Source organism: Micromonospora sp. NPDC049101, from assembly GCF_040648675.1.
Taxonomy (GTDB): domain Bacteria; phylum Actinomycetota; class Actinomycetes; order Mycobacteriales; family Micromonosporaceae; genus Micromonospora.
In genome coordinates this window covers 407,318-418,300 of the sequence record NZ_JBEZED010000002.1, presented here as the reverse complement: position 1 = coordinate 418,300, position 10,983 = coordinate 407,318, and the positions used below count along the sequence as shown (strand labels likewise).

Sequence of the window (10,983 nt, the reverse complement as noted above, 5' to 3'; positions counted from 1 at the left end):
CACCCTGCTGCGACAACACCTACACGCGGCGCTGAGAGTCACGCCGCAGCACTACCGACGCACGTTTCATGCCCCGGTCCCGAAGACCTGACCGGCGAAGCCGCGACCCGACGGCGCCCCGACGACCATGCGCAGCACGTCGGCCCGGGCGTCCAGGTAGCCGAACCCCGACCACAGGTTCGCCGCGGCCTGCGCGGTTTCTCGCTCATCGCCCGAGTCGGTGGCCACGTTATTGTGCAACTGGGCGATCATCTCGACCGTCGTTCATTCCCGCTGTCGCGTCTCGGGCAGTCGCGTACGACTCACAGATTTCGATCGCGCCCACCCGGCCAAGATCGCATGCGCTGACATCGGCGAAGTCGGGCGAACGACGACACGGCTACCCCTGACCAACTGCTGTTGCAGTAGTTAAGGCCTGTTTCACAAGAACTGGCCGGCCTGCCCTTATGGAAAAGGCCTTAACTCGATTCGTGCTGCTGGGGAGCGGCACGGATGTGCGCGCGTTCACCCTGCTTGCCGACGAGGCTGAGGAACTCCACGGGCCCCGCGCTGGTCGCACCGAACCAGTGCGGGGTGCGGGTGTCGAACTCGGCGACCTCGCCCGGTTCGAGGATGAGGTCGTGCTCGCCGAGCACGAGTCGGAGTCGGCCGTTGAGGACGAAGGCCCAGTCGTAGCCCTCATGGGTGCGAAGGTCGGGTTGGGCGTCGTCGCGCCCGGTCGGGAGGACGAACTTGTAGGCCTGGATGCCTCCGGGCCGGCGGGTCAGGGGCAGGACCGTGGAGCCGTCGCTGGTGACCAGCGGGCGCATGTTGATGCGGGGGTCGCCGGTCGGCGGCGCGTCGACGAGCTCGTCCAGGGTGACGCCGTAGAAGCGGGCCAGGGGTAACAACTGTTCAAGGGTGGGACGCCGGAGGCCGGCCTCGAGCCGGGAGAGGGTGCTGGTGGAGATGCCGGTCTCCGTGGCGAGGTCGGTCAGGGTGATGTCGCGGCGCTGCCGCAGGTGCTTGAGCCGCGGCCCGACGGCGTCGAGGGTGCGGTCAGTCGACTCGTCCATGACCCCAGTTTGCCATTTGGCAAAAACTTTTGCGGATCCGTCCGCTCCTGGTCACTGTTGAGCGGCCGTGGCCGCGTTGGCCCCGCCCTCACCACCACCGGAGACGCGCGATGACGCACTCGTTCGACAGGGACTACTGGGACCAGATCTGGGACGGCGATCGTGCCGGGGCCATGGCCGCCAGCGAGCCCAACCCGCACCTGATGCGGGAGGTCGGTGACCTGACGCCCGCGACGGCCCTCGACGCCGGCTGCGGCGCCGGGGCCGAGGCCGTCTGGCTCGCCACCGGCGGCTGGCAGGTCACCGCGGCGGACATCGCCCCCGCCGCGCTCGCCCGCGCGGCCGAGCGCGCCGCCGCCAGCGGCGTCGCCGCACGGGTGCGATGGGTGCGGGCGGACCTGTCCACGTGGCAGCCGGACGCGCGGTACGACCTGGTCACCACCCACTACGCGCATCCCGCGATGCCGCAGCTGGACTTCTACGACCGCATCGCGTCCTGGGTCGCCCCGGCGGGCACCCTGCTCATCGTCGGCCACCTCCACCACCAGGATCACCCCGCCGGCGCCGGACATGGGCACGGCGGGACCGAACCGCCCGCCTCGGCCTCGGTGACAGCCGCCGACATCACCGCACGCCTCGACCCGCTGGTGTGGGAGGTCGTGACCGCCCGGGAGTCGCACCGGGCCGTGACGGGGCACGGCGGCCGGGACGTCTCCATCCACGATGTGGTCGTCAGAGCCCGCCGCCGTTCCTGACCCCACCGCCTGCCCGTCAGCGCCTGGCCCCACCGCCTGCCCGTCAGCGCCTGGCCACGCCTGCGCTGCGCAGGGCGAGCCGAGGCCCGACGGGGTCCACTGGGGACGGCCGCCCGCACGACGTACGGACAGCGGGCGGCCACCTGTCGATGGCAGGATCGGCCGATGCGCGTTCTCTTCGACGGCGAGGCACCTGTCGCCTACGGGCAGATCTACGTGGCGAGTAGTGAGCTGCCGGACATGGACAGGGCGTTCGCCGGGCAGGTGAACGGCCTCTGCGGGGCCGGTCAGCCCGGCGCGTTGTTCCTCATGACCGGCACCCACACCGGGCGGGTCCGTTTCACGATCGAGGTGCACGACGGCGAGCCGCCGGCCGCGGCGGAGATGTGGGAGGAGGTGGTGGAGGCGCCGTTCCTGCTGAGGGCCGGGGTCGTCGACCTGGTCCCGTGGGGGGACGGGGCACTCGCCCGGCTGCCGCTGATCCCCGAGGGGCAGGACACCGGGCGGCTGCCGGTCTACCGCGTCCGGTACTGCGCCACGGGCATGACCGAGGGAAGCGACCCGTTCGGCGGGCTCGACCCGGACGAGCTCGACGAGGATGACGACACCTACCTGGACCGGCGGCCGGACCGGTACCTGCTGTGTCTGTGGCCGGAAGGCGATACGGGCAGCGACCCGAGTGCCGGCGGGACGCGCTCCGACGCGATCCTTCGCCAGACCAGCGGCGCCGCCACCTACTGGCACACCTGGGCCCGCGCGCTGCCGCCCCCGCCCACCCTGTGGGAGCAGGTCGAGGCCGAGATGCTCGCGCGGTTGGAACGGGAACGCCGCGACCAGGCGTACCGCATGCGGGATGAGCTACGGCGCTGGGGCGGACGCCTGCCGAGTGAGCGGCTCCGGCGCGTCCACGGCAACATCCATGCCATCGTGCGGCTCGACCGAGACCTGGTCGACAGGGTGGCCGAGGCCGATGCCGTCAGTCAGCGGCAGATCGCGGTCTGGGCGGCGCGGCAGGCGTTCACCGTCGCGGGCGTCGCGGACCTCGACTGGATGAGGCCGGCGTGGACGGCGCTGGATCGGGGCGAGCCGCTACCCGCCGAATTCGCCGACCCGATGGCGCTGTGGGCACGGATCCGGGGTGAGCCGGCCGTCACGTTCGCCACGGTCTCGCTGCGCTCGGCGGGTTGGGCCCCGGCCGATCCGCTCGGTGCGCTTCTCGACGCCCCGGTGAATCCGGTCGCGATGGCGGTGCCGGCGCTCACTGCCGCTGGCGAGCCGGATCCGTTGCAGGCAGCGCTGGAGGCGCTCTGGGCCGCCGTCACCACCTACGCCGCTCGGCGAGCCGAGTTCCTGACGGAGGTGCGGCGGGCGTTCCCGTTCCTCGGCGGTTAAGGCCTGTTTCATGAGGGCGGTCGTGCCGAGGCGGAGTCCGGGCGGCGACCCGTTCCAGCCCCCGGACAGCCCAAGGCCTTCGATACTTGCAGGAGACGTCTGAGCGGTAGGGTGCCCGCACGCCGCCTGACCGAGCCCTCGGCGGCTTACCGCGACGATCGTCCTCGGGCGGTGCTGATCCGACCGACCACCGACCGCGCAGTAACCCGGGATGCCGAGACTGTCCGAGCCGCCGGCCGTGGCGCCAGCGCCTCGTCGCGGCCCACTGGGCGGCCGGCCGCGAACTCCACCGCCAGATCCGGGGGAGGTCGCGCCCGGCGGCGGGCCGTTTAGGGCTGGCCCTCTGTGGCTGGGGTGGAGGGGTCGACCTCGGGGCCGTCCAGCAGTTGTCGCAGGGCTTGGTCGAACGCCCGTCGAGTGCTCGGGGCAAGGTGCGCAAAGAGTTGCCGGCCCACGTTGCCGGCGATCCGCTGCGCCTCGTCGATGCGCTGGCGGCCAAGGTCGGTGAGATGGATGGTGTGGGCACGACGGTCGGTCGGCACCGCTCGGCGTTCGACCGACCGCTGCCGCTCAAGATCGTCGACGATCCGGCCCAGCGCTGACTTGTCGAGATCAAGCAAGTGGGCAAGTTGGCGTTGGGTGAGCGGGCCACGGCCGTCGAGGACGGCCAAGACCGCGAAGTGGCGTTCCTCGAATCCCAGTGGCCGCAGCGCCTCATTGAAGATCTTCTGACTCCGCCGGTGAATGGTGCTGATCTGCATGGCCGTGATGACGTCGGCCGGCAGGAAGGTGAGCCGCGAGGCGTCGGCCGGGGATCGTGCAGCACTCATGTCTGGATCATAGGGCCGCCACCAGATAGGCTCGATCGAGAATTTCTCGATCGAGCCTACTGGAGGAGCTGTGGTGCCAGACGCGACGAGCGGGGCTACTGCGACCGCCCGGACAACCGGTCCAGACGCGCGTCGTCCATCCGGGCGCGAGGGGCGCTCGGCCCGGTTACGGACGGCGATCGCGCTGACCTGGGCACTGGTTGTCGAGCACATGTACGCGCTGGTGACCCCGCCCTACGAACTCGGGATTCCGCACGCGTTTCACCTCAGCTTCGGGATCGCGTACGCCTGGTTGGCGCTCCGGCTACGCGCTGGCCGACGCTGGCACCGGGTGTTGTTGACCGCGCTGCTCGGCGTCCAACTCGTCGGCAGGTTCTTCGTCTTCGCCGCGATCACCGACACCTGGGTGCGGGCCATCCTCGTGCTGGGCGCGCTGCTCACCATCGCCATTGCCACACTACTGTGGGCGGCCGGCGGCTCCCGACTACGCAGCCATTGACCAGCGGCAGACGCAGTCCGGCCAGTAGCCCGGACTGCGTCGTCATGCAGAACGGGACGGTTCTCCGGACATTTCGACGTGCCTCAAGCAGTGGTGCGACCTGGCCACCCGATACGCCAAACGCGCATCCGCCCACCGGTCCAACCTCGCCCTCATCGCCGCCGTCATCTGGCTCCGCTGACCCAACGACTCGCGTCAAGCAGTGACGTGCGCTGAGCTGACGAACCAGGAATCCGACTCGACATCGATGGGCTCGTCAACCCAGGGCTGCACGATGGCGGCGAGCTGCGCTGTCACGGGCCGCTCATACCGCCCAGGCTCTGTCTCGTAGATCTTGGTGGTCGCGGACGCCTACCTGTTGCCGAAGCTAGTCATTGGTCTGTCGACCGCTGACCCGGGGCACCCTCCACCGGACGACCGTAAGCCTGACACCGCCGGGTCACTCGCCCCCGCCCGGATGCGGGAGGATGGCACGGTGCGCCATGAGCATCACGTCTTCCAGAATCCGCCGCCGTCGACACCGACCGAGGTGGACGCCGCGCTCGACCGTGGTGATCTGTCCGCCGCGTTGGATGCGATGGTCGGCACCGCCCTGTACGGCGACGGAGACTGGAAAGACCTGCAGGAGCTGCATCTGCGATTGCTCGACCACGAGGATCACCAGGTCAGCGCCCTTGCCGCTACGTGCCTGGGGCATCTCGCGAGGGTCTACCGCCAACTGGACGAACGCCGGGTTGTCACCGCCCTGCGCCGGGCGCGCGCACTGCCACACGTCCGCGCCACCGCCGACAACGCGCTGGACGACATCCTGATCTTCCTCCATCCGCGCCGGGCTCGGTGGCGCGGGCGGGCCTGGCGCGCGATCCGCCCCTGGACGTGGATCTGACTCGGCGGCACGGTCATGGCATTCGCATCCGCGGCAGCCGGGCAGAGGTGGTGGTCACCTGGCCCCGCGCCAGCACGTCGACCAGTGCGGCAGGAGGAGTCCCCCCGTTGTGCTCCTTGCGGAGCTGACCCCTCCCACGGCACCTTCGGTTTGGCTGGTCGGACCTCAACCCCGTCCGCCGCACAACAGGTGTTGAGCAGATTGGCTTTCGGCTCAACGCCCGTTGCTCCAAACAGGAGCGAGCATACGCTCACGTTCGGTTCACGTGTCAACGTCTGTTTCGCTGCGGCACGCATCTGCGACACTGTCGTTTCGGTCGCTGGAGGGTGAAGGATCATGGTGGATCGGCACACGGAGCAGGAGTTGCCACCCCTCGACACGCTGGCGGCGAGGCTCGAATATTTGTTCGACGAGATCCGCCCCACCCGGGACGAGCTCGGCGACTCCGACGAGCCCGGGCGCAAGTACACCAACAGGGAAATCGCCGACAAGATCAACCAAGCGGCGGCCGAAACAGGCGTCACGATCAGCGCTGCCTACATCGGAGAGTTACGCCGTGGTGTGGCAAGTGATCCCCGCACCTCACACGTCCGCGCCCTGGCCACCGCCTTCGGGGTCAACTCGGGCTACTTCGTCGACGACGCGGCGGCACGGCGAATACAGGACCAGATCACGCTGCTCAGCGAGTTGCGTCGAATGGACGTCAAGCAGGTGGCGCTGCGCCAGGTGCTCGCCGACAACGGCCTCTCCGCGACCGACACCCAGCTCATCGAGCAGATGGTGGTCCGCCTGCGGGCCGTGGCCGAGGCTGGTGCGAGCAGTTCCACGCCTGACGAGCGCAAATAGCCGTGCACATCCTCCGGTGGGAGTACGTCGACGAGCAGGGGAACGCTGACGTGAGGTTGTACCGATTACGCAAGCGCTGCGAGCGGATCGTCGCCGAGCTTGAGGTGCCGACACCGTTCGACATCCACACGCTGTGCGGTGCCCTCGGCGAACGCCGCGGGCGGCCCATCCACCTGGTGCCGATCAAGCTGCCGGCGCAGACCGTGTGCGGGATGTGCGTGCCCACCGGCGACTTCGACGCCATCTTCTTCGAGCAGGACACCTCGCCGCTGCACCAACAGCTGATCATCGGCCACGAGCTGGGTCACCTGCTCGCCGGCCACCAGGCGACCGAGGTGCTGGACGCGGACGCCTCCCGGCTGTTGCTGCCGGACCTCGACCCGCAGCTGGTCCGGCGCAGCCTCGGCCGCAGCAACTACGCCGCGGCCGAGGAACGCGAGGCCGAGATGATCGGCTCGCTCCTCCTCCGGCGGCTCCGCGGCGGGCTCGGCGACGGCGACGACGAACCGTTGGACGGCCAGGACGCCGAGCTGTACGGCCGGCTGCGGCACTCACTCGAACGCCCCCACTGGTAGCGCGGCGATGGATACCGTCCTGTACACCGTCTGCGCCGTCGCCGGCTGGATCGCCGTCGCGTACATGGTGCGCCTCCAACGCCGGCACCCGAGCCAGGCCCGCCGTGCGATCTGTCTGGGTCTTGGCGCGTTCGCCGCCGGGATCACCACCGCCATCCCGCCGATCGCGGCCGCGATCGACCAGGCGGCCGGCCTACCCAACCTGGCCAAGGTCATCTCCCACGGCTGCGCGCTGACCATCTCGGCGAATGCCGAGATCATGCTCCTGCACTTCGCGCTTCCCCCGGCGAAGGCCGCCGCTCGCGCCCGCGTCTGGGTGTGGGTCACCGGGTTCGCCTTCCTCGTCATGGCCGGTCTCTTCGCGTACACCCTGACCTACGACGACCCGGTGCTGCTGACTGTCGAGTACGCGACCGACCCCGTCGTGACCGCCTACCTGCTGATCTTCCTGTTGCTCGGCTTCTTCGCCTACTGCTTCGACATCACCCGGCTGTGCTGGAGCTTCGCGAAGATCTGCGGGCGGCCCTGGCTGCGCCGTGGCCTTCGCATCACCGCCGTTGGCGCGGCCTTCGCGCTGCTCTACAGCACGAACAAGATCGTGTATCTCATCGCCTACTGGGCCGGCCACCAACCGAGCGGCGAGCGGCAGATCGCCGCGGTCCTGGTGACCATCGGCGCGTTGCTCATCACCATCGGGCTCACCATGCCGGCGTGGGGACCCACCCTCAAGATCAGCCGGCGATGGGAGGACTTCCACTCCTACCGACGACTCGAACCGCTCTGGAGCGATCTCATCGCGGCCCTGCCCGAACTCGAACTCGATCCCGCCCTGCGCCGCACTCTCGCGGCGCTGGGCGACATCGACTACGCGTTGACCCGCCGGGTGGCCGAGATCCGCGACGGCCGCCTGGCGCTCCGCCCCTACACCGACGTCGGCGTGACGGCGCTGGCCGAGCAGTTCGCCGAGCGGGCCGCGCTGACCACGCAGGAGCGGCAGGCGGCTGTCGAGGCCGCCCACCTGGCCTGCGCGCTGCGTCGGCATGGCGCAGGTCTCGTGGCCGCGGTCCCACAGCCCGCGGACGAGCTGCACCGCCCGGACGGTGGCTACGCTGGCGAGGTCGCGTGGCTGACGCTCGTCACCGACGCCTACGCCCGTTCGCCGGTGGTGGCTCAGACACTCGCCGCCACCGACGAGAGCACCCCGCATCCCACTGCTGGAGACACCCGCCGATGAGAGGCCGCTACGCGAACCTGACCCGGACCCGTGCTCTGCTGCCGGAGCGCGACTACCTGGACATTTACCAGACCATGCTGCGTTACGAGTTCCCGTGGGACATGAAGCTCGGGCTCAACCTGGCATTCAACAGGTCCTTCTCCATCCCCGCCATCGCCGCCGTGCACACGGCCACCGGCGAGCTGACCGAGCGCACCCAGAAGCGGATCGACGACACCGGCCTGCTGATGTACGAGATGGTGCTCAACGGGTTCGAGAATCCTCGTGGCCGGGACGCGTTGCGGCGCGTCAACCAGATCCACCGCCCGTACGACATCGGCAACGACGACTTTCGCTACGTCCTCGGCTGCCTGGTCGTGGTCCCGACGCGGTGGTTGCAGGAGTACGGGTGGCGCCCGCCCTGCTGCCACGAGCGGCAGGCCACGTACCTGTTCTACCGGGAGCTCGGCCGGCGGATGGGCATCACGGACATCCCCGGGTCCTACGACGAGTTCGAGACCTGGTTCACCGCCCACGACGCGGCGCACCTGCGGCCCAGCGACGATGCGGCGGCCATCGAGCGGGCCACCCGGATGCTGTTGCTCACCCGGATCCCGCGGATGCTCGCACCGCTGGGAAACGCGCTGGTCAGCGCCATGTACGACGCCCCGCTGCGGCGCGCCACGCAGGTCGACGAGCCGGCGTGGCCGGTCCGGGCTGGCCTGCACCTGGCGTTGCGGACGCGCTCGCGGCTGCAACGCTGGTTCGGGGCGCCACGGACGACGGCGCTGTTCGCCGACGGGATCACCGCCAGGAGCTACCCCGACGGGTACGAGATCAGCCAGCTCGGTCCGCGGCACTGACGGGGCGTGTTGCGGAAGGTGTCGGGGGAATCGACACGTCCACAACACGCCCCAGCGCGACCCGTCAGCAGCCGAGTCTCTTGGTGGAGAGAGCGATGTCGTCGATCCAGAGGTCGAACTCGCCCGGCGTGGTGCCACCCTGGTAGAGCTGCCAGCCGACCTTCACGGTGTTCACCGTCGGCAGGACGAAGGGCACGTCGTTGCCGCCGTGCTCGGTCGTGGAAGCGGTCAGTTCCGGGTTGGCCACGCCGTCGATCCACACGGCGACGCGGTTGTCCGCGGGGTCGAGCTTCCACTCGAAACACTGCCAGGTGTCCTCGGTGACCGGGGCGGATTCCCGCCAGTTGGTCCAGTCGCCGGTCGGGCCACCGTCGGCGCCCACACCCCAGAAGGTCCCGGGGACCGTGGGCGCGTACTGGCCGCCGACGGGACGGACGACCTCGGGACTCCCGGTGCCGGTCGCCTCCACCAACGTGAAGTGCGCCCAGTCGGGGGCGGTGGGGAAGGCATCGACGCGTAGTCGCATCCGACCGTAGAAGCGGTTGCCCGGTGCGGCGAAGTCGTCGACGCGCAGGAAGGCACGCCCGTTGTCCACCGTGTGGACGTGCAGCACCTGGTTGCCGTGCCGGGCGCGCTCGACGGTGAGCGTGCCGTTGCGGGTGTCGACGCCCCAGTCCAACGTGCTGGCACCGCCAGGCGGCAGCCGCTCGAAGTCCGCACAGAACAGCAGGCCACGGGTGCACGAGCGCTGGGGGGCGCCCGACGCGGCGGCCGGGACGCTGCCGGCCGTGGTGCCGAGGAGCAGGGCGGCGGTGATCACCGCGAGGGAACGGCGCATGGTCATCCTCCATGACGTGGGGCGCCCACCGCGCGGGCGGGGCCGGAGTATTTCCCGGACATCACGATGTGGACGCCTTCGCTGCGCGAGGGCGATCGTCTCGGTGTCGCGGAAATGCGTGGTCAAGGCACGTACGGCGGGCACCGGCCCGTCGTCGATGGCCCGGCGATGCGGCGCGCGTCCGCCGAAGTGGCGCGCTGCCGGCACTGCGCTGCTCCCGTGCTGCCCGTTGCCAGCACGGTTGCCCCCGTGCCGCGGCGATGTGAGCCATTCCAGCACACCCACGGCCGATCCAGCAATATCGATGACCGGCGCCCGTACACGCCGTGTCGAGGGGGGCGGTCAGTGACCTGCCGCCCCGAGGATGACGGTGCGGCCCTCCTCGGCCGCCAGCACCGCACCGGCGAACTCCAGCTGTGCGGCGGCCACCGCGGCTGCCCGGTCGTTGCCCGGCCAGAAGTGGGTGAGCAGCAGTCGGCGGGCGCCGGCCCGCCGAGCCCACTGGCCGGCCTCGGTGGAGGTCATCAGATTGCGGGTCGGTTGGTTGGTCTCGCCGTCGTGGTCGGTGGCCTCGACGATGAACAGGTCGGCGTCGCGGCCGAGTTCGGCAAGCACGGGGGTCGGGCCGGTGTCACCGGTGTACGCCAGGGCCGTCCCGTCAGCCTCGATGCGGATGCCCGCGGTGGGCACGTGGTGCGGAAGCGACAGCCCGGTCAGGGCGATCGGCCCCAGCCGGTAGGTGCCGGGCAGCGGATGCACGTCGAAGACCGCGTGCAGGTCGACGTCCGGCTCCAGGCCGCGGAGCCGGTCGAGCACCCCCGGCGGGCAGTACAACGGCAGCCGTGGCCCACCGTGGCCACCGTAGAGCCGCATCCGGAACAGCCCGTGCAGGTCGATGCAGTGATCAGGATGCTCGTGGGTGATGACGACAGCGTCGAGGGCACCGTCTGGCCAGTGCCCGAGCAGCCGCGGCAGCGTGGCGTAGCCGAGGTCGAGCACCAGGCGGTAGCCGTCCCAGTCCACCGCGAAACCGCTACAGGAACGGCCCGGCTCGGGAAAGGCACCGGAGCTGCCGAGCACGGTGACCTGTCGCATCCGCCCACCATGCCCGACCTCCAGCCGGCTGGCCAGCCGGGGTCACGCGACCGGCGGTAACGCCGGGCGGGTCGGGGCACACCGGGGCACGCAACAGGGTGGCTGAAACGTGAATCTCGCCTAACTCGACAATTCA

The 10,983-nt window shown here is 70.1% G+C and carries 13 protein-coding genes; 8 read left to right on the top strand and 5 right to left on the bottom strand.

The features are described from left to right. Positions 1 to 66 precede the first annotated feature (66 nt). Complete coding sequence (locus AB0B57_RS04180) at positions 67 to 252, bottom strand: hypothetical protein (protein WP_357064967.1); 186 nt, start codon at positions 250 to 252, stop codon at positions 67 to 69. Between the two features lie 206 nt (positions 253 to 458). After that, the gene (locus AB0B57_RS04175) at positions 459 to 1,055 is read right to left on the bottom strand and encodes an XRE family transcriptional regulator (RefSeq protein WP_357064966.1); all 597 of its coding nucleotides are present in this window, start codon (positions 1,053 to 1,055) and stop codon (positions 459 to 461) included. A gap of 110 nt (positions 1,056 to 1,165) precedes the next feature. On the opposite strand from AB0B57_RS04175, the gene AB0B57_RS04170 reads away from it, so the two are divergent. Beyond that, entirely contained in the window at positions 1,166 to 1,810 is a 645-nt protein-coding gene (locus tag AB0B57_RS04170) for a methyltransferase domain-containing protein (protein WP_357064964.1), read from the top strand. A 165-nt stretch (positions 1,811 to 1,975) separates the two neighbouring features. Then, on the top strand, positions 1,976 to 3,202 hold the full coding sequence (locus AB0B57_RS04165) for a hypothetical protein (RefSeq protein ID WP_357064963.1): 1,227 nt from the start codon (positions 1,976 to 1,978) through the stop codon (positions 3,200 to 3,202). A gap of 329 nt (positions 3,203 to 3,531) precedes the next feature. On the opposite strand, the gene AB0B57_RS04160 is transcribed toward AB0B57_RS04165, so the two are convergent. Continuing rightward, a complete protein-coding gene (locus AB0B57_RS04160) occupies positions 3,532 to 4,032 on the bottom strand; it encodes a MarR family transcriptional regulator (RefSeq protein WP_357064961.1) in 501 nt (166 codons plus the stop codon). A 73-nt stretch (positions 4,033 to 4,105) separates the two neighbouring features. Here AB0B57_RS04160 and AB0B57_RS04155 point away from each other — a divergent pair, with 73 nt between their 5' ends. The 6 genes from AB0B57_RS04155 (at position 4,106) to AB0B57_RS04130 (ending at position 8,914) form a co-directional block, all read left to right on the top strand. Beyond that, positions 4,106 to 4,531 carry a hypothetical protein gene (locus AB0B57_RS04155; protein WP_357064960.1) on the top strand — a complete coding sequence of 142 codons (426 nt, stop codon included), beginning with the start codon at positions 4,106 to 4,108 and terminating at the stop codon, positions 4,529 to 4,531. A gap of 337 nt (positions 4,532 to 4,868) precedes the next feature. Continuing rightward, a complete protein-coding gene (locus AB0B57_RS04150; protein WP_357064958.1) occupies positions 4,869 to 5,417 on the top strand; it encodes a hypothetical protein in 549 nt (182 codons plus the stop codon). A gap of 336 nt (positions 5,418 to 5,753) precedes the next feature. Further along, positions 5,754 to 6,263 (top strand): hypothetical protein, encoded by a 510-nt coding sequence (locus AB0B57_RS04145; RefSeq protein WP_357064956.1) that lies wholly within the window; start codon positions 5,754 to 5,756, stop codon positions 6,261 to 6,263. Positions 6,264 to 6,313: 50 nt separating this feature from the next. Further along, positions 6,314 to 6,838, top strand: a complete 525-nt coding sequence (locus tag AB0B57_RS04140) for a hypothetical protein (protein WP_357064954.1) — start codon at positions 6,314 to 6,316, stop codon at positions 6,836 to 6,838. Between the two features lie 7 nt (positions 6,839 to 6,845). Next, a complete protein-coding gene (locus AB0B57_RS04135) occupies positions 6,846 to 8,072 on the top strand; it encodes an MAB_1171c family putative transporter (protein ID WP_357064952.1) in 1,227 nt (408 codons plus the stop codon). Continuing rightward, positions 8,069 to 8,914 carry an oxygenase MpaB family protein gene (locus AB0B57_RS04130; RefSeq protein WP_357064950.1) on the top strand — a complete coding sequence of 282 codons (846 nt, stop codon included), beginning with the start codon at positions 8,069 to 8,071 and terminating at the stop codon, positions 8,912 to 8,914. The genes AB0B57_RS04135 and AB0B57_RS04130 overlap by 4 nt, the downstream gene beginning before the upstream one ends. 64 nt (positions 8,915 to 8,978) lie before the next feature. On the opposite strand, the gene AB0B57_RS04125 is transcribed toward AB0B57_RS04130, so the two are convergent. Both AB0B57_RS04125 and AB0B57_RS04120 read right to left on the bottom strand, forming a co-directional pair. After that, the gene (locus tag AB0B57_RS04125) at positions 8,979 to 9,752 is read right to left on the bottom strand and encodes a hypothetical protein (protein WP_357064949.1); all 774 of its coding nucleotides are present in this window, start codon (positions 9,750 to 9,752) and stop codon (positions 8,979 to 8,981) included. Positions 9,753 to 10,094: 342 nt separating this feature from the next. Further along, on the bottom strand, positions 10,095 to 10,847 hold the full coding sequence (locus tag AB0B57_RS04120; RefSeq protein WP_357064947.1) for an MBL fold metallo-hydrolase: 753 nt from the start codon (positions 10,845 to 10,847) through the stop codon (positions 10,095 to 10,097). Positions 10,848 to 10,983 lie beyond the last annotated feature (136 nt).

Coding starts and splice junctions, on each gene's coding strand:
- AB0B57_RS04180 (WP_357064967.1), bottom strand. CDS start 252: ATGATCGCCCAGTTGCACAATAACGTGGCCACCGACTCGGGCGATGAG.
- AB0B57_RS04175 (WP_357064966.1), bottom strand. CDS start 1,055: ATGGACGAGTCGACTGACCGCACCCTCGACGCCGTCGGGCCGCGGCTC.
- AB0B57_RS04170 (WP_357064964.1), top strand. CDS start 1,166: ATGACGCACTCGTTCGACAGGGACTACTGGGACCAGATCTGGGACGGC.
- AB0B57_RS04165 (WP_357064963.1), top strand. CDS start 1,976: ATGCGCGTTCTCTTCGACGGCGAGGCACCTGTCGCCTACGGGCAGATC.
- AB0B57_RS04160 (WP_357064961.1), bottom strand. CDS start 4,032: ATGAGTGCTGCACGATCCCCGGCCGACGCCTCGCGGCTCACCTTCCTG.
- AB0B57_RS04145 (WP_357064956.1), top strand. CDS start 5,754: ATGGTGGATCGGCACACGGAGCAGGAGTTGCCACCCCTCGACACGCTG.
- AB0B57_RS04135 (WP_357064952.1), top strand. CDS start 6,846: ATGGATACCGTCCTGTACACCGTCTGCGCCGTCGCCGGCTGGATCGCC.
- AB0B57_RS04130 (WP_357064950.1), top strand. CDS start 8,069: ATGAGAGGCCGCTACGCGAACCTGACCCGGACCCGTGCTCTGCTGCCG.
- AB0B57_RS04125 (WP_357064949.1), bottom strand. CDS start 9,752: ATGCGCCGTTCCCTCGCGGTGATCACCGCCGCCCTGCTCCTCGGCACC.
- AB0B57_RS04120 (WP_357064947.1), bottom strand. CDS start 10,847: ATGCGACAGGTCACCGTGCTCGGCAGCTCCGGTGCCTTTCCCGAGCCG.